The following is a 16439-nucleotide window of genomic DNA, read 5'->3' on the forward strand; positions in this document are numbered from 1 at the left end:
CGTCGATCGTCGCCCGCGCAGGCTTGGTCGACGTGCGGTGACGCAGGATGACGCGGACGTCAACGTCTCTGAGGTTAAACGTCTGCGCGCGCTCGACGGTGCCGGGCTCGACCGTGATCGTCGCGATAGACCCGCGCCGGCTCGGTGTGTTGTAGCCGGTCAGGCCGGCGCGATGGAGCTGCCGCCAAACCTTGTCGGCGTACGCAGGCCGCATGACGATCTCGATCCACTCGGGCGTCAGCTTGTCCAAGCCGCTGTCGATATCTTGCTCCACCAGCTGGGCGTACGTGTACGTCCCGGCACCGAGCCGCTTGAGCACGCCCGCACAGCGGTCGGCACGCGGGTCGATGATGGATGCATGGATGCGGCTCATGACCTAGCTCCTAGAACGGCGCGGGAACGCCGCGTGATGCCGCGACCGCGTTCATGCGCTGCTGGAACGCAGCCCACGACGGCGCCGTCAGTTGTGCGCCCGCCGTCGCCCAATCCGGGATCGGGTCCCAGGCGTCGGTAGCCTCGTCGTAGACGATCAGGCCGGCGCGGACGAGCTGGTTGAGATGATCACACACGATCTCGGCTTGGGTGTACGACGCGACCTTGCCCGGAAAGCCGTGCGCACGCCGTGCGAGATCCTGGACGGCCAGCGAGGTCAACCCCGGGCATCGTGCGCATACGCGATCGACCTCGATCCGCCAGCCGTGCACGTTGACGATGACGAACGGGCCCTCGGTCAGGAGGACGTGGTTCGCGAAGTATCCGACTTGTTGGGCCATGGTGATGCTCAGGCGTCGGTCGAGACGTAGCTGCCAGGTCGAGCTGCCGTGGCTTGAGGTCGGGGTCGTGGCTCGGACGCCCACGGCTCGGGCGCAGGTGCACCTTGAGCGTGCCACCCAGGAACGGCACGAGGTACGCGTACTGGATAGCTAAGCCTTACGTGTCCACCCGCTCTCACGTCTTGAACCCAGGCCGCGCAGGTCTACAGGCGCGTCGCCCACTCGCCGGACTCGGCGCAGATCGCGTCGGCGCACTCGGCCGAGACGCGCAGCCGGACCGCGCCGTTGTGCGGATAGACGCCGTGGTTGCCGGCGGCGACGTGCGACGCGCGCTGATCCTCGGGCATCCACTCAACGGTCATCAGATCGCAGGCGGGGCCTGAGTGCTCGCACTGCTCGCCGAGCCACGCGCCGCACTCGCAGCGGGCAACCTTGACCAGCGGCGCCGAGTAGGCGATCCGGTGCGTGCCCGACGGCGCGAGGTTGACGGCGTTCGACCAGTCGACCGCGTACCCCTCGGGGATTTCGCGCTCGACCGTCGCCTCGTCCTGCGCGCCGTAGGTGACGCGCGGCCCGGTCGCCGAGTCGAGGTCGATCACGATCTCGGTCGGCTCGACGGTGCGCGTCTGCTGGTCGGAGTTGTAGCCATCGTCCTCGGACTCGCCGCGCACAGGCTCAGCGTACAGGGTGACCGCCTCGCCACGCTCGTCGGCGAGCCGCTGCGCGGTGCGGTAGGCGGTGTGCTCGGGCAGGCCCGCGGCGAGCTGGTTTCCGTCGCCGGTGTCGATGCTGTAGTTCGCCATGATCAGTGCTCCATGTCGCCGGGGTTCCATTGCCGGCTACAGAAACCATCATAGCGATTCGGGCGCTAATCGCAAGTGGTGACCTGCGATTATTTTCGGCTTGGTTGATATCCCACGTGATTTCAGCTACTTACGGCTGTCTATGACGCCGCGCTTTTTGCCGATCCCGGACCCGCCGGAGGTGTCTGGGACACCGGATCCGGTCGGGGGCCGGCGGCCGGCGGCAGTCAACACAGACCTCGCGTTGCTTGCGGCGGACGCGAGCCTGCTGGCTAGCAGCGGCGATCTGACGGCGGCCGTCAGCCGTCGTACGGAGGCGCTTGTACCGGGCCTGGTCGCGCGCACGGCGGGCGGCACGGCGGGCGGCGCGGTTCCGGCGGTAGGCTCGTGCGCGCCGCCGCTGACACCGCTGGCAGCACACCCGGCCCTTGATGGCGACCAAGCCACACTTGACGCACTGACCGTTGCGGCGGCGGAAGTGGTACAGCTCGCGGGGCGTCACTTCCGGTTACGGCGTGCCTTGACGCGAGCCCGTGCTGCCTTGATCGTAGCAGCGGCCGGCTTGGTGAGCGGCGCGTCCACCCACGTCGCGAGATTGGCGATCGCGCGCTGCGCCGGTGCGAGCGTGCCGGGTACCAGCTCGATGTAGTTGGCCTCGGGGAGGTTAAGCGCGAAGACGGCGTGTGAGGCGACGATGAACTGGACATCGCCTGCATACACGCGCAGGAAACGCCAGATCGCATGTTGCGCCGCCAGGTCGAGGCTCCGGTCAGGCTCGTCGAGGAGGACCGTCGGCGGCCCCATAGCCCCCGTCGCCGCCAAGAAGCGGTCTGCAGCGTCGAGCCGTGCCTGCCAGACGTCGTTCACGCTGGTACGCTTGATGCGACGCTCGAGCGTCGGCACCGCGCCGGCCGCGATCTCGTCGATGAGCTGATCGAACCGGAACAGCGTCGTCTGACCCGCCGAGCCCTTGAACATCGTGTTGTGGAGCCCAGCGACGGTGAAGTCGTAGTCGAACGACCCGGCGATGAGGCCGACGGCGTTGCCAGGGTCGAAGCACCGAACGCCTTGCCCATCATGCTGGACTTCGGCACCGCTGAGATCTTGGTCAGCCAGCTCACCTATCGACGTGCTCGTCATGACAGGTTGCCCGCTCTGTTCGCAGTGGAACACCCGCGCGAGCAGCTTGATCACCGTCGACTTGCCGACGCCGTTCGCGCCCCACAAGACGTTGAGCCCTGGCGTGAACTCGAACGTCCGTGGCTGTGCCAGCGCAGTGACCTTCGGCAGCCACTTGATCGGCGTCTTCGCCGGGTCCTTGATGTCGAGCTTGTAGATCATGGCGGAGTCTCCAGATCGAGGTTGTCCGTCGGGCCGCTGTCCGGGAACGCTTTGGCGCGCACCGCGTCGAGCGCGAACGCGAACACAGGCGCACCGCTAGCGCTGTGCCGGTAACCCTGACGGTGGCGTCGCGGCGCCATGCGGGGCCATACAGACCACAACTGCGACATGTCGCTATCGTCACGGACGGTCCACCGGAACACAGCACCGGTACGCTCGACGATGTGCCGATCACTCCCGAACGCGCCGCCAGGCGTGGTCGCGACGACGCTGAGGTGCGCGACGAGCGCACGCCCCGTAATCAGCCCGTACTCGATGTCCGTCGGCGGCGTCGGCCATTGCTCGCGCGCGGCGACGTCGAGGAGCGCCGCGACGCAGTTGTCATCGAGGACAGGCGGCGCATCCGGATCGAAGGCTTCGCCGCGGTCGACGTGGTACGTCGCGTTGACCTCGCGCTCGACGAAGGTGTTGCCGAACCGGTTGTAGCTCCGGACGACCCAGATACGGTAGGCGACGTTCATGCAGCTTCCTTTCGAGCCAGCCGCGCTGACCACCCACCCCAGACATGCGCAGGCGTATACCACCGCTCACCCTGGCTGGGCGCACGGAGCGTATCGCCGATGATCAGCACGGCGGGGATGTGGCAGAGCGACAGTTGGGCGTAGGCCATGTGGACGGCCTTGGGGTCGATGTCCTGGCAGGTGACGTGCAGCGCGTGCTGGTAGTTGATGTTGGCGTCACGCAGTGCTGCCGCCATCGCGAGCGGGAAGGCGCCGGCGCCGACGGCAGGATCGCTCATGGTAACGTAGCCACGGTCCGCGATCTTCGCGCGGAGGTCATCGTCGATCTGTAGCTCGGCGGTCATCCGGCAGACGGAGAACGGCGTGAAGAACTGCCCGGCCCACTTGTTGCCTAGCTCCAGGTCCATGAAGGCGCGGCCGAGCACGTCGTCGATACCGTCCTCGAGCTGCAGAACGAGCGCCGCGAACGCCTGCGCGAACGCATCGAGCTGTGGCCGCGTGTACCGCTTGATGATCGCAAGGTACCGCGCCTCGCGCTCGGCGTAGTGGGCGAGGTCGACGTGGTTGCTGATCGTGATCGCGGCGATCTCGCAGAAGTCGCACCAGGCTTGCCAGATGCCGACGCCGTGGGCAAGGTCACGGAGAATCGTGACGAGCGCGGGCTTCACAACGAGCGTAGGCTTCATGGGTCCACGCGGACGTCTGCGGCCGTGGCGGGTCGGCGGTGTGCGGCGGCGGCGGCGCGACCGGCGCGCGGAACGCCGGGCCGTAGCCGTCGGGGCGTACGCCCACGCGCTGGCAGGCTATCCTGAGTCTCCAAAGGAAGACGATGCTCCCCAAACAAGCCGGCACCGAGGAGAGGGGCGGCTGGGGCGCGCGGGGCCGTGGCCGCGTGATAGCGTCGCCGTTATCCTGGACGACGTCGTGCCAGTGGTGGCCACCTTTCCCCAGCTTGAGACCCGCCATAACCTTGGCACCCTGGATGAGGGCCTCACGGTCGAGGCGCCAGGTACCTTTGGCGTGCGACGGACGCTTGGTCTTGCCCGGATCCTCGATGACGGTGATCAGGATGGCGGCGCCGAGGAAGGGCCAGTCCTGGAGGTAGATACCTTCCTTGTTGACCTTGTCCACGTCGACAACCTCAGCACCCTGGATCCAGTAGTTGCTGCCGCCCTCGAAGGCCGAGGTGAGCTGGCACCAGAGCCGGTAGTCGGTCGTGTGTTGCGGGGCCTCGTCGATGACCTTGGCGCTAGCTTCGTGCTGGAAGTTGAACGGGAAGTGGTCGTCGGTCGGAGTAGCGTCGGCGGTCATGGCGCACCTGAGCTGTTGTTCCCGTTGAACATGCCGGGGTCGCGTGCACAAGTCAATAAATCGCGTTTGAGAAACGCAGTTTTTATTTGCGCTTCGCGCGCTTGACTGGCGGCTTGATTGTGGGCGCAAAGCGCTTGAAGGCTTCGCCGAGGGTGGTGGGGAGGCGCGCCTTCTTCTCGTGGCGGCGGGCCTCCTTCTTGGAGATCTGCGCGAGCGTCTCGTTGAAGCGGACGTACTCGGTCCACTCCGGATCCTGCGGACCTGTCGACGACGCAGGCTTCCAAACGGCACCGACGGCACGCATGGCATACTGAAACGCCGTCAGCTCAGCCATGCTATCGATCACCTGAGTGGGTACCTCCAGCTTGTCGACGAGACACATGGACAGGTGGTCACCGACGCTGATGACGCCGGGCAGCTCGGAGTGAAAGGCCCAGCTACCCAGGTCATCGCCCCGAGGTAGGACGAAGTCAGAGATCAGGTAGTCGCCGAAGACGGGGTCGGCCGGATGGTCCTGCTTGTCGAAGTGGGCTAGGACCTTCTTCCACGCGGCACGAACGCCTACCTTGAAGGCGTCGAGCCCGTACCAGACCGTCTCGCCGTATTCGGTCGCCAGCACACGGTGCTCAACCTCGGGCGGAAACACGGGGCCGTGCGTGTACGTCGAGCCCTTCTTGTGCGGCTTGAGGGGCTTCTTGTTGACCATCTTCGACGGGCACTGCCGATTCTTCTTGTGGTAGTATGCCTCTTGGCCACAGGTCGTACAGTCGAGGTAGACCCCTTCGACCACTGGTACGTGATGGCGGCCTGCCAGACGTCTTCGCGCACCATGGCGAGACGGACGGGAAGGCGCTTGTCGTCGGCGGCTTTTTGACCCGAGGCCATGTCCCACAATGGACCCGTGAAACGTTGATCCTTGCTGGGTGGATTCGTTACGAGCAGGTCAGCGCAGTCAGCGTAACGACCTGAGCCCGCAGCGATCATCGTAACGAAGCCCGCTTTCGTCACGATGGTATCGGCTTTCTTCAAGCCTGCCACGTGCTTCGCACCTTGCATATACCGACCAAAGCGCACGCGCACGAGGTAGGGCACCGGCTCGTCGACGGTGTAGCCCTCGCCCAGGAGTCGCTTGATCCGCTTGAACATCGGCACCGACTGATCGGTCGGTTCGGCGTCATCGTCGACGGCACGCGGCATCGGCCGCCGCCAGAAGTGCTGTGCGTCTTGCACGACTTCTATGCGCCGCTCCCACAGCGCCATCAAGAGCTGATCGAACGTCATGTCCTTGGTCGCCGGCACGTCGTGGCACTGGTTGTCGCCGGGACCTTTTTCGACGAGATCCTCGCGCAGGCCGCGTAGCCACAGGTTCGCGGTGAACTCGTCTTCCTTGTTGATGTCCTCGATGGAGCCGTAGTCGTTGTACCTCGCGCGGATGGGCGGGGTTCGTACGACCCAGGCGTTGCGCGAGTCGTCGTCGTCGCCGTACGGCGACGCAACGAGGAGAAGACAACGGACCGGCGTCCCGCCGGTGATCGCCAACCCGGAGACGCTACAGGTGAAGGAGAAGTGACCCATGTTAGTTCGCCGCTCCGCTTTGACACCGCATGCAGCTGCACTTGTGTGCGGTCGTTGACGCGCACGGTTGCTGAGCCGTATGCCGTGCACGACACCTAGCCAAACGTTCCGCGCGGTTCCACGGCATGAATGGGATCAGGGCACACCCGATCGCGCATCCAAGCACTTCCCACAGGATCGTGTTCAGCACGTACCGACCTTCGCAGCCCACTCAGAGAAAGTCAACCGTCGCATTTGCGAAAATGTACGGGATGCGGTAGATAGACCGCCGTGGCTTTCAAGAACGCCAAGCAGTTGATCACCGAGACGCTGACGCTCGACTTCTTCCAGGACGATCCGCCTGCGATTCCGTACGTCTGGACGCCTGCCAAGGCAAGCTGCCCGCTCGTCACCGTCGTCGGCGAGAACGCCGGCGGCAAGAGCTTCTTCCGTCGTTGCGTGAGCGCCATCTGCCGCGAGGCGAAGCGCGAGATCATCCCGATCTCGATGGAAGGCCGCCGAAAAGTCGCCTATAACATCGGGCTCGTGTTCGTCTACGGTGACGAGGAGTACGAGGCGACGGGCGTGAACTCCATCAACACCGTGCTCGCCGGTATCAAGACGTGCCGCAGCCGCGAGACGCCGCACGTCATCTTCTGGGACGAGCCTGACATCGGGCTCTCCGAGGGCAACGCCGCAAGTGTCGGGCGCGCCATCGCCGACTTCACGCAGGATCCGCCGGAGCATACGATCGCCTCGATCGTCGTCACGCACCGCAAGTCGCTCGTCACCGAGCTGCGTGCTGCGGATCCACACTACCTGTACTTGGGTGACGCCGAGGCGCCACAGAACCTTGACGCGTGGCTCACGGCGGCGCCCGTCGTACGACCGCTCGAGGAAGTTCAAGAGCGGGCGCACGCACGGTACAAGGCGATCCAGCGGGTGCTCAACCGCATCAAGGAACGGCGATCGAAGCCGTAGCTTGCGCAGGCGTCTACCACGGAGTACAGTGATGGGCCTCTACGTATCACATAACTGTTTTCACGGAACTTATCGGGCCTTCAATCGTTGGCGGAAAGCGGTCGCAGCCTGCGCCGGTGTCAAGCTCGACGAGATGGAAGGGTTCGGCGGCGACATCACCTGGCCAGGTCCGCTCGCACCGGACGACCCGATCTTGTGGTTGCTGGCACACGACGATGACCGTGGTACCATTCCTGCCGCGGCCTGCGCTGCGCTCGCAGGCCGGCTTGAGGAGCTGGCGGGCAAGCTCACGACGCTCGACGAGATTCTAGACCTCAACCACGCCGCGACGGCGTTGCGCTTTGCCCGCGGGCTCCGAGCTGCCGTCGCTGCCGGTGAGGACGTAGAGTTCAGCTAGGGCTTAGGTGCCACGCGCCGAACGTACTCGGCGAACGACTCCTCGACGTGGCTCCCCTTCAAGTCGATGATGCTGCCGATCTCCGGCGCCGCCGGTGCCGGTCGCGTTGACCAAGCAGCCCACAGCGGGATGCACCCCGGACAGAGCCGGCCGTTTGTCCCGAGCTTCCGGCAGCCTGGACAGCCACCTAGGTTGAGGTCATCGGTCGGTGCGCCAGGCTGCGGGGCCGCCGGCAAGTCGGAGTTGTACGGCGCTGGGATCGGCGTGTCAGGCGCGGCCGCGCCGGCGTCAGCGAGCCGCCGACCGAGGCCGTGCTCGTAGCCCTTGAGGTGGTGGTACCGCGCGATGGCCGCGATCTCGGCCGTCGAGAACGGCCCGAGCTGGGTCTTGTCGAGCTTGGCGAACCAACGGCTGCCACGCGCATAGACACCGACGAAGCCGGACACCGTCCGCGGTGCGTCTGCGGGAACGTCGTCGATCGCGGCCGCAGGTCGGCCTGGCAGACGCGGCGTTGGCGCTGACGTGGCCAGGACACCCATGGCTTGCTGCCGTAGCACGAATGCTACGAAGTCATCGATGCTTAGCCCCACGGCCGCGGCCTGAGTCTCCAGCTTGGCCGTGAAGGTTGGTTCGATGTGAATTCGTAGCCCAGGCTTCGTGCGCGGCACGGAACGGACCATATCCCTAACTTCGTCCGTGCGTCAAGATCGGCGGATAGGTTAGGATACGTACGGGTACGGAGCGCGATCGGAACCGGTTAGGCGGCGGTTTCGGTACCGCAACGTTCCCTATGCGTCCCGATACGAACGCCGGATTCTAGTTTTCACGACGAGTGCTCAACTACTTACAGCGATGGGCAATGAACCCAGATTTTCCTTCACGAAAGTTGCTTATTATAAGATATTCTTTTCATTCATCGCTTCTCTCTTTTCTCTTATATATTCACACGTTGCATGCTATGCGTTCATGCCTGCTGGATTAGCCTTCAAGTTGTCCCTAAAGATTTTTTTGGGGAAACGGCCCAGGAACTCGGGGTTCTTGCTCTACTTGCCCAAAAAAAACTTCCAGCCGACTTCGTAGGATCATCCCGCACTCCTGAAATCTGACGACCAAGTACCCGTCGCTGTTGAGTAATCAGGCCGGCGTGAATGAAAGGATGACCTGTGGTTGCGGCAGGTCATGAAACCATGTAGGCTCCCTGCGATGAAAACTCGTCGCTGCCGGACCCCCAAATGTCCCACGATGCTTCCACCGGGGTCCCGGCAGCAATACTGTCGCCCATGCGCAGCTGAGCGAATTCGTGAGTCGAATCGCCAGTCTGTCTCGAATCGAGCGGCCGGCATCCGGGTACCACGAGCCAACGCCAACCCGGCACGCCAGGCCTCGACACAGTGGGTCTGCGACTACCTCCTGGCACATCCGTGCGCCTGTGGGGAAGCTCGGGTCGCGGCGCTGCTGTTCATCCAGACGGACGGGCAGCGAAGCCCCGTCGACCACGCCATCACGGCAGGTGTACCGCTTGCCGCGGTCCAGCTTGCAGTCGCCGGTTGTACGGTCCAGTGCTACACGTGCTGGACCAGCATCCAGATCATCACGCGCCCGACGTTCAAGTTCGCCTACCGCCTCGGGGCGATGCTCACCCAGCAGCGGTCAGGCAGCCAAGCGCCAGGCCGTGCCGTACTGCCGGCGGCGCCACAACCGCAGGAAGGCGGCGGCGGTGCTGGCGTCGAGCTGCAGGTCGAGGCTCCGAGCCCGGCCGACCTCCCAGCGCGCGAGGACGGGGTCGAGACCATGCCACAGGAGCCAACCGACGGTGCTCCGCAGGTGGACGTTGGGGACGACGCCGCCGCCGTGGCTCTGGGCGATCCAGTTGGCGAGGCAGGCGGCGGCCGCGGGCACGACGACGCCGTCGACGCCGGGCAGGAGCGTCGACTCGAGCGCAACAGCGGCGACGGCGGCGTAGTCAGCGGCGTTCGTCTGGTCCGCCGGCCGCGCCAACGTTGAGTGGAGGACGGGCGGTAGCGGCGAGCCGCCGTGAAGGATGCCGAGCGTCTCGAGGAGCTTGACGGCAAGGTAGCCGTCGTGCCAAGGCCGCGAGAACCAGGCGGCTTCATCCGTCTCGGCGGCGGTTCCAGCGACGACCTCGGTCGGGTCGGCGGACTGCTCGCCCTGCGGGCTGGTACGGGCCGATCGACGGCATCCCGCCTCCCCTTCCCGATTCCGCCGTCCGCCCGGGGGTGGTTTGTGACCTGCCACGGGACGCGTACCTTCGCACGGCGTGCGAAGGCTGTCAAGATCGACGGTGGCATTGCTCACAGGCGTTGCCGGCCTGCGGATGGACTGTTGGTACAGCGTGCGCGAGATAGGGGACCTCGCAGGCGATATCAGCCTGCGTATGAATTGTCATCGACCGGATCGAGCTGTCGCAGGCTTTATTCGCCTGCGTACGGTTCACGCTGCGGCCGACATCATCGCAGGCTTCATCTGCCTGCGTACGAGGCTCGTGGAGGTTTCGCAAGCGTTACCCGCTCGCGTACGGCGTATGGGTCAGCGGTGATTGGAGCACGTGCACGACGTCGAGCCTCGCAGACTTTACGTGCCTGCGTACGGGTTGTCAGGGCTACCTTGGCGCTGATGCGTAGCGGCACCAATGCCCTCGCAGACCTTATCCGCCTGCGTACGAATTGTCAGGCCCGAATCGGTGCATGTCGCCGTCGCGGGACCTCGACTCGCAGACGTTATCGACCTGCGTACGAATTGTCAGGCCGCCTGCGACGGCGCCAGCGCCATCGGCCAGGAGTACCTCGCAGAGGTTATCGGCCTGCGTACGAATTGTCAGGAGGTATGGCACGACGTCCTGCCCCATACGGTCGCGCACTCGCAAGCGTCTTCCGCCTGCGTACGAATTGTCAGGGGGGTGAGGCGGACTTGGAGTTGGACGTCACGGGTCTCCTCGCAAGCGTCTTCCGCCTGCGTACGAATTGTCAGGTGCCTCCCCGCGGTGGCTACCTGTGACGGCGATCTCGCAAGCGTTATCTGCCTGCGTACGAATTGTCAGCGCGCTCCGCAATCCGCGCAAGTACCGGGTCGTGATCTCGCAAGCGTTATCTGCCTGCGTACGAATTGTCAGACGTCGACGCCGATCGGAAGGCGGCCGAGGCGGCGAACTCGCAAGCGTTATCTGCCTGCGTACGAATTGTCAGCCGAGCTGTGGGCCCAGGTCGAGGCGCACGTCCGGAACTCGCAAGCGTTATCTGCCTGCGTACGAATTGTCAGCATGTCCATGAGGCTCCCGTGGACCCGCCCGAGGTGCGGCTCGCAAGCGTTATCTGCCTGCGTACGAATTGTCAGATCTATGGCATCGCTTGACGGCGCCGTCAACTGTCTTGACTCGCAAGCGTTATCTGCCTGCGTACGAATTGTCAGCGACCGCGCCACGCACGGCCCGCTGCTGCGTCGGCGTACCATCGCTCGCAAGCGTTATCTGCCTGCGTACGAATTGTCAGAGAACGGCTAGAATCCAAAGTGATTTCAGGTGTTTGTAGGCTCTGTGGCGAGCACCTCCGGCTTTGGGGCCTTCCGGTTGCGCCGGAACGTCTTGGGTTTCGTCGATGTCTCCGAAACTGTTGTTGCGAGCGGCAACGGTCGCAATGGTGGCAACTCGCCGCTCGCGAGCTTCTGGATCGTCTTCGCTGCCGTGTAGTCCTGGTCCTCGGCGAAGCCGCAGTGCGGGCAGACGGCATACAGCTCGGTGCACGGACCGCGGTTGTCACCGCAGGCGTCGCACCGCTGCGTCGTCATGTAGGGGTCGATCTCGCGGACCGTGATGCCGCGTGACTCCGCCATCTTGATCACCCATTCACGGAGGCGGCCAGGCGCCGTCTCGACGTGGGCGACGGCGGCCTGGCGCGCGCTTTCTGTGTCTGCCGTGTCGCGCGCGCGCATCCGGTCGATGCGGATCGTCTGTTCGATGCCGACGACGTCGTGCTCAGCCAGGGTGCCGGCGATCCACGTCTGCGTCCGTCCGAGGATGCGGCGTTGCTGCTGGTCGCGCAGTCCAGCCTCGTAGCCGCGGAGGTGGCCATCGCGCTTGAGGACGCCGAGCATGGCGACCACGAACCACGGGCCAAGCCACGTGACGACGTCAAGCCGTCCGGCAAGCACAGCTTCATGGACTCGGCGTGCGACGTGGACGAAGTGTCCGACGCGGCGCCAGCTATGCGCGTGCGCCAGCACCTCGGCAAAGTCAGTTGGTGCCGTCTCACGCCGTACGATCAACGCGTTGCGGAGTAGGTCGAGCTGAAGGTCGCGGTAGCTGCGGATGCTGTCGGCCTTGCCGCGCAGCGCAAGCAGGCTGTCGGGGATGACCAGTTCTTGAGCGCCTGTCTTTGTCGCGGCGTATGCGACACGGATGCCGCCGTCGACCCGCCGCCAGCCGATGTCGATGCCGACGGTGCCGGCTGCCGTCGGCGTTGTCCGTTGAACTGGCTCGGTGACGGTGAACTGGACTTCCCACCGTTCGCGCGCGGTCATCGTCGGTGTGCCGTTCCGGATGATGTGGGGTCGGTGCGTGACATGCGTCCGGACGACCTTGATCCACGCGATGCGGGCGTCATCCGGGATCTGCCGTTGCTGTCCGCGGCCCTTGGTCAGGATGTGGAAGCGCGTCCAGATGGGTGTCTGCTTGCCTGGCACCGTGCCCGTCCGGATCGACAACGTCTGGAACCGCCGCCCTTTGCGGTTGCCAGCACGGTCGACGGCATCCTGGGACGGCGTCCCGTAGCGGTCGCTGACGGGCATGCCGGCGTCATCGCGGTACTGCTTCGCGAGCGCGTAGTGATCTTCGGTGATCCGAACCCGACTGTCGGCCCCGCCGTGGAGCGCGCTGCTGGTCAGCGGCCGCGTGCTCTGAATCTGGACGCCTAGCGATTCCCAGGGCCCACGTACCGCCAGCATTTCCCACGCGGGCAGGCTTCGGACGGCGCGATCGTGGGCATCCTCGACGAGGAGATAGGTTCCCCAGAACAGGCCGGCGGCCGAGAAGTGTCCGCGGACACCTCGAACCATGGGTCCGCGGCGCTCGCGGATCTTGGTCAGCGCTTGCCGATGTTCGACTGTCTTTCCGCGCGCGACGCGAAGCGCGTGCAGCTCAGCCTTCAGCTGGCTGATCATCGCCTCGTCTTTCTCAACAGCGGTCAACGCGGCCGTCAACGCCGTCGTCCGATCCCGGATGGCTGTGTCCTCGAGATACAACGCGCCGACGGCGGCGCGTTCGCCGTTCTCGATCATCGCGAGCGCCCGGCGGTAGTCACCGGCGAGCCTGAGCTGGCGGTGGACTTCCTTGTCATCCTGCGCGCTGTACGGCTTCAGGAAGTACCGGTAGACGCGCATCGTGGTCGCAGGCTTCGGGTCGGTCACGTCGTGGCAATCTAGTCGATGATCGGCGCCATGTCAATTTTCGCGAACGAGAAAGTAGCCGAGGTCGTGGCGGTGTGTTAGGGTCCGGGGGCGATGATCGAACTTCGTGTGCAGCCGGGCCCGGCGATCACCCGTGTGGCGTTCTTGCAGACGCATCCACCGTACTCGATCGCGCTCGATGGGTACGTCCACGGCGCGCCGTTCCTCGACGTCCGCAACGACGGTCCGCGCCGCAACTTTAAGGACATGACCAACGCATGTGCGGCGGCCGTGGGACGTCGGTATCGCGATAGCTGAAACAGCGATGGACGCCGGCACCAAGATCATCAAGATCGGCGGACACCGTGCCGTCGTTACGTACAGCGCCCGCGGCTACGTCACGGTCACGTGCGCCGAGCACGCAGTCCTTCGCGAGTTGTCAGCTGAGGTCAAGCGTAGCGTCGAGCATGACGCAGCAGCCTGGGAGGCTGCGATCGGTCGTCTCGAAGTTGCTGCGATCAAAGAGATGCGACGGCAGATCCGTGCATCGAGGAAATCATAACCATGATGATCATCACCATCGTCGGCGTCGGCGCGCTCGGGTCGCACGTCGTCCAGTTCCTCCGCAACCTCGACGACGTCACACTGCGCCTGGTCGACTTCGACCGCGTCGAGGCGAAGAACGTCGCGTCGCAGTTCTACGGCCACCCGAGCGTCGGCAAGAACAAGGCGGTGGCGCTGCTCCAGCAGACGAGCTTCCTGTTCAAGCGTACCGCCGGTGCGTCGATCCCGCACCGCCTCACCGCAGACAACGTCGACGTGGTGCTCGGCGGTTCGGATCTCGTGGTCGATTGCGTCGACAACGGCGAGACCCGTCGGCTGATCCAGGCCTGGGTTCGCCGGCACAAGGTGCCGTGCCTGCACGGCGGCCTGGCCGCCAACGGATCGTTCGGCGTCGTGCTCTGGGACGACCAGTTCACCGTCGACGACGAGCCCAACGCCGGCGCGGCGACGTGCGACGGTGGCGAGCACCTGCCGTTCATCGCCTTCGTCGCCAGCGCGATCGCCATGGCAGTGCAGGCGTTCATCACGTTCGACGTCCGGCGCGGGTTCATGATCTCGCCGGTGGGGGTGCAGCGTGCGTGATGGCCTCAGCTGGGTCGTCATCGTTTGCTTCGGCGTGCTCATGGCTGTCATCATCGGCTCAGCTATCGCTGACTGCAACAAGCGTGAGGCGTGCCGTGATCATGGCGGCCACGTCGACGAGTACAACTGTCAGACGATCATCAGCTGCCATCCTGTCGGTAAATCGACGATCTGTACGCCGTCACGGGTCTGCGATTGGCGGTGCATCGACGCGCCGGCTGAGCAGCCTACGGGTGTGCCACGACGGTCGGACGGTGACGGTCGTTGCACGGGACTGGCATTCGGACGCAGGCCGACGATGGCTCCAGGTATGGGCCGTCAGCGTCGACATCCATAACCCGGATCGGCCCTGACGTCTTGAACGAGAAAAAAGATCCCGCCTGATGGTTGACGGATGTCAGGGTGTGGTGCTAGGGTTCTTCCTGCCTGAAGCCAAACACGACCGACCTCACACGCCTATATGGGTTCGACTCCCATCGTCACCGCGAGGTGGTGTAGCCTAACGGTAAGGCACTGGTCTGAAATACCGGCAACAAACGTAAACAAGGTCGGCCAACTCGGTTTCAGGCATTTACCCCGGACGAGGCCTCGGGGAGGCCACTGTTACAAGGAAACAGCAAAAAACTAAACGGCTACCCTCGCAGCCTTCACCGGCCGCAAATCCCCTGCCGTTCACATGCCAGCGTGGTTCGACTCCACGGTCCGGGACGTTTTCCGGGGTCAGGCAAACCCCACGGTGCTCACAAGCTAGCTCACCCTGGTAGAGCAACGGACTCCTAATCCGTAGGTACTTGGTTCAACTCCAAGGCTGATACACAAGCACCACCACTCGCCTGACCTCGGTTTTTTTCGCTCGCGTCTGCTGAATCCCCCCATAGCCAGCTAGCTGTACGGCGTTCCCTGGGTGACGATCGCTCACGTCGTACGGTTGGCAGGCACTCAGCAGGCGCGAGCACCTTTTCTTGACATGCTGTGTAGGCTACCCGTCTGCTGCGCAATTTAGCTGGCACTGCCTGTGGGGCGTCCACCAGTTAAGCGGAAAGGTAGGCGGTTAGCTCAGACAGCGTGTAGGCTAACCGTGAGGGTACCTTCGATGCGGCCCATCTTGCTGATCACCGTCTTGGCGGCTTGTACGGCGGCGCCGCCGGCTGCACCCGACGCAGCCGACGACAGCATCCGGTACCCTCGCCTCGGGCTCTTGTGCGAGTGTGACGAGGCCGGCGCGACCCCACCGTGCACGGCTGCAGCCTGTGGCCCAGGCGCGTCCTGTGACGGGCGTCGCTGCGGCGCCACCTGCACGACGTCGCAGGAGTGTCCCGCCGGTGCCTGGTGCGACCCCAACTCCGGATCGTGCTGGTGGACGTGCTCGACGGACGCCGACTGCGTCGACCCTGCGGTCGATCGGTGCGCACCGGTCGGCGCGTGCTACGGGCCCGTCCCCTGATGTGAACACCATGGCCTGGGCCGACAACTACATCAAGCGGTTGCAGGCTGGTGAGACCGTGCAGTTTCGACCGCGCGGTGACAGCATGCAACCACGCATCCAGTCGGGGCAGCTCGTCACCGTCGCGCCGCTCACGTCGTTCTTCGCGTTGAGCCGCGGCGACGTCGTGCTCTGCCGCGTCGCCGGGCATCAGTACCTCCACCTCGTCGATCAACTCGACCCGGTGGCGAAGCGTGCGTGCATCACCAACGCACGTGGGCACGTCAACGGATGGACAGCCGTCGGCAACATTTACGGCCGTGTGATCCGCGTCGACCCGTAAGAAAGGCAACCCCCGTGACCGTCGTCCTCGCCATCATGGCCGTGATCATCTGTATGAGCGCACCGTCCGCGGAGCTTCCCGCGGGCAGCAAGCACAGCTGGGTCGGCGCCGTGGGCTTCGTCGCCTGGGCCATCGCCGTCTGCGCCGCGTTCGCCGCCGTCGTCTACGTGATCGTCGAAAAATGACGGCTGCGTATGCATGGGCTCGACGGCTGCCTGACGCCGCCGTCTTCGAGATCCTCGACGGCCTGCATGACATGCTCGCTGAGGGCCTGCGTAACGCACTCCTTGACGAAGTCTGGCGTCGGTACTCGTATCCGCTTCACAACTGGATGAAGTCGGATCATGCGGATGGCGTCGTCGTCGTCTGCCGACGGCTCGTGGATCGGCTCGACGCCGACGAACGCCCAGAACGAAGCGGCGCGTTTCAAGACAGAGCCAAAGCCGTGC

General features: G+C 64.8%; 21 protein-coding genes and 1 tRNA gene. 10 read left to right on the forward strand and 12 right to left on the reverse strand.

The annotated features are described in order from the left end of the window. The 8 genes from IPJ61_RS19705 to IPJ61_RS19740 form a co-directional block, all read right to left on the reverse strand. Positions 1-373 (reverse strand): hypothetical protein (locus tag IPJ61_RS19705; protein ID WP_297111942.1); only part of this gene is annotated, 373 nt, incomplete at its 3' end. Between the two features lie 10 nt (positions 374-383). Then, entirely contained in the window at positions 384-773 is a 390-nt protein-coding gene (locus tag IPJ61_RS19710; protein WP_297111944.1) for a hypothetical protein, read from the reverse strand. Positions 774-976: 203 nt separating this feature from the next. Next, on the reverse strand, positions 977-1576 hold the full coding sequence (locus IPJ61_RS19715; RefSeq protein WP_297111946.1) for a hypothetical protein: 600 nt from the start codon (positions 1574-1576) through the stop codon (positions 977-979). A gap of 498 nt (positions 1577-2074) precedes the next feature. Next, positions 2075-2917 (reverse strand): OLD family protein, encoded by an 843-nt coding sequence (locus IPJ61_RS19720; RefSeq protein WP_297111947.1) that lies wholly within the window; start codon positions 2915-2917, stop codon positions 2075-2077. Further along, positions 2914-3438 (reverse strand): hypothetical protein, encoded by a 525-nt coding sequence (locus IPJ61_RS19725; protein WP_297111949.1) that lies wholly within the window; start codon positions 3436-3438, stop codon positions 2914-2916. Before IPJ61_RS19725 ends, IPJ61_RS19720 begins: the two co-directional genes overlap by 4 nt. Beyond that, positions 3435-4124 carry an N-6 DNA methylase gene (locus IPJ61_RS19730; protein ID WP_297111951.1) on the reverse strand — a complete coding sequence of 230 codons (690 nt, stop codon included), beginning with the start codon at positions 4122-4124 and terminating at the stop codon, positions 3435-3437. Before IPJ61_RS19730 ends, IPJ61_RS19725 begins: the two co-directional genes overlap by 4 nt. Continuing rightward, a complete protein-coding gene (locus IPJ61_RS19735) occupies positions 4075-4749 on the reverse strand; it encodes a hypothetical protein (RefSeq protein ID WP_297111952.1) in 675 nt (224 codons plus the stop codon). The genes IPJ61_RS19730 and IPJ61_RS19735 overlap by 50 nt, the downstream gene beginning before the upstream one ends. 82 nt (positions 4750-4831) lie before the next feature. Beyond that, entirely contained in the window at positions 4832-5539 is a 708-nt protein-coding gene (locus IPJ61_RS19740; protein WP_297111953.1) for a hypothetical protein, read from the reverse strand. A 248-nt stretch (positions 5540-5787) separates the two neighbouring features. Between IPJ61_RS19740 and IPJ61_RS19745 the strand changes: the two genes are divergently transcribed. From IPJ61_RS19745 to IPJ61_RS19760, 4 genes are all read left to right on the forward strand, one after another. Further along, positions 5788-6108 (forward strand): hypothetical protein, encoded by a 321-nt coding sequence (locus IPJ61_RS19745; RefSeq protein WP_297111955.1) that lies wholly within the window; start codon positions 5788-5790, stop codon positions 6106-6108. Positions 6109-6181: 73 nt separating this feature from the next. Further along, positions 6182-6319 carry a hypothetical protein gene (locus tag IPJ61_RS19750; RefSeq protein WP_297111957.1) on the forward strand — a complete coding sequence of 46 codons (138 nt, stop codon included), beginning with the start codon at positions 6182-6184 and terminating at the stop codon, positions 6317-6319. Positions 6320-6594: 275 nt separating this feature from the next. Continuing rightward, positions 6595-7284, forward strand: a complete 690-nt coding sequence (locus tag IPJ61_RS19755; RefSeq protein ID WP_297111959.1) for a hypothetical protein — start codon at positions 6595-6597, stop codon at positions 7282-7284. A gap of 31 nt (positions 7285-7315) precedes the next feature. Next, entirely contained in the window at positions 7316-7681 is a 366-nt protein-coding gene (locus tag IPJ61_RS19760) for a hypothetical protein (protein WP_297111961.1), read from the forward strand. Here the strand turns inward: IPJ61_RS19760 and IPJ61_RS19765 are convergent. The 3 genes from IPJ61_RS19765 to IPJ61_RS19775 form a co-directional block, all read right to left on the reverse strand. Next, a complete protein-coding gene (locus IPJ61_RS19765) occupies positions 7678-8349 on the reverse strand; it encodes a hypothetical protein (RefSeq protein ID WP_297111963.1) in 672 nt (223 codons plus the stop codon). The two genes, IPJ61_RS19760 and IPJ61_RS19765, sit on opposite strands and share 4 nt — an antisense overlap. Positions 8350-9331: 982 nt before the next feature. Next, positions 9332-9937, reverse strand: a complete 606-nt coding sequence (locus IPJ61_RS19770; RefSeq protein ID WP_297111965.1) for a hypothetical protein — start codon at positions 9935-9937, stop codon at positions 9332-9334. Between the two features lie 1275 nt (positions 9938-11212). After that, entirely contained in the window at positions 11213-13099 is a 1887-nt protein-coding gene (locus IPJ61_RS19775; RefSeq protein ID WP_297111967.1) for a zinc ribbon domain-containing protein, read from the reverse strand. A gap of 93 nt (positions 13100-13192) precedes the next feature. Here IPJ61_RS19775 and IPJ61_RS19780 point away from each other — a divergent pair, with 93 nt between their 5' ends. From IPJ61_RS19780 to IPJ61_RS19805, 6 genes are all read left to right on the forward strand, one after another. Beyond that, positions 13193-13396 carry a hypothetical protein gene (locus IPJ61_RS19780; RefSeq protein ID WP_297111969.1) on the forward strand — a complete coding sequence of 68 codons (204 nt, stop codon included), beginning with the start codon at positions 13193-13195 and terminating at the stop codon, positions 13394-13396. A gap of 7 nt (positions 13397-13403) precedes the next feature. After that, positions 13404-13640 (forward strand): hypothetical protein, encoded by a 237-nt coding sequence (locus tag IPJ61_RS19785; protein WP_297111971.1) that lies wholly within the window; start codon positions 13404-13406, stop codon positions 13638-13640. A 5-nt stretch (positions 13641-13645) separates the two neighbouring features. Beyond that, positions 13646-14224 (forward strand): HesA/MoeB/ThiF family protein, encoded by a 579-nt coding sequence (locus IPJ61_RS19790; protein ID WP_297111973.1) that lies wholly within the window; start codon positions 13646-13648, stop codon positions 14222-14224. 746 nt (positions 14225-14970) lie between these two features. Beyond that, positions 14971-15037, forward strand: a tRNA-Arg gene (locus tag IPJ61_RS19795). Positions 15038-15678: 641 nt separating this feature from the next. After that, positions 15679-15990 (forward strand): S24/S26 family peptidase, encoded by a 312-nt coding sequence (locus tag IPJ61_RS19800; protein WP_297111975.1) that lies wholly within the window; start codon positions 15679-15681, stop codon positions 15988-15990. Between the two features lie 14 nt (positions 15991-16004). After that, positions 16005-16175: a hypothetical protein gene (locus IPJ61_RS19805; protein WP_297111977.1), complete on the forward strand. Its 171-nt coding sequence runs from the start codon at positions 16005-16007 to the stop codon at positions 16173-16175. Here IPJ61_RS19805 and IPJ61_RS19810 read toward each other — a convergent pair. Next, positions 16154-16420 carry a hypothetical protein gene (locus IPJ61_RS19810; protein WP_297111979.1) on the reverse strand — a complete coding sequence of 89 codons (267 nt, stop codon included), beginning with the start codon at positions 16418-16420 and terminating at the stop codon, positions 16154-16156. The genes IPJ61_RS19805 and IPJ61_RS19810 overlap by 22 nt on opposite strands. Positions 16421-16439: the final 19 nt, after the last annotated feature.

Source organism: Tessaracoccus sp. (assembly GCF_016714275.1).
Lineage (GTDB): Bacteria > Actinomycetota > Actinomycetes > Propionibacteriales > Propionibacteriaceae > Arachnia.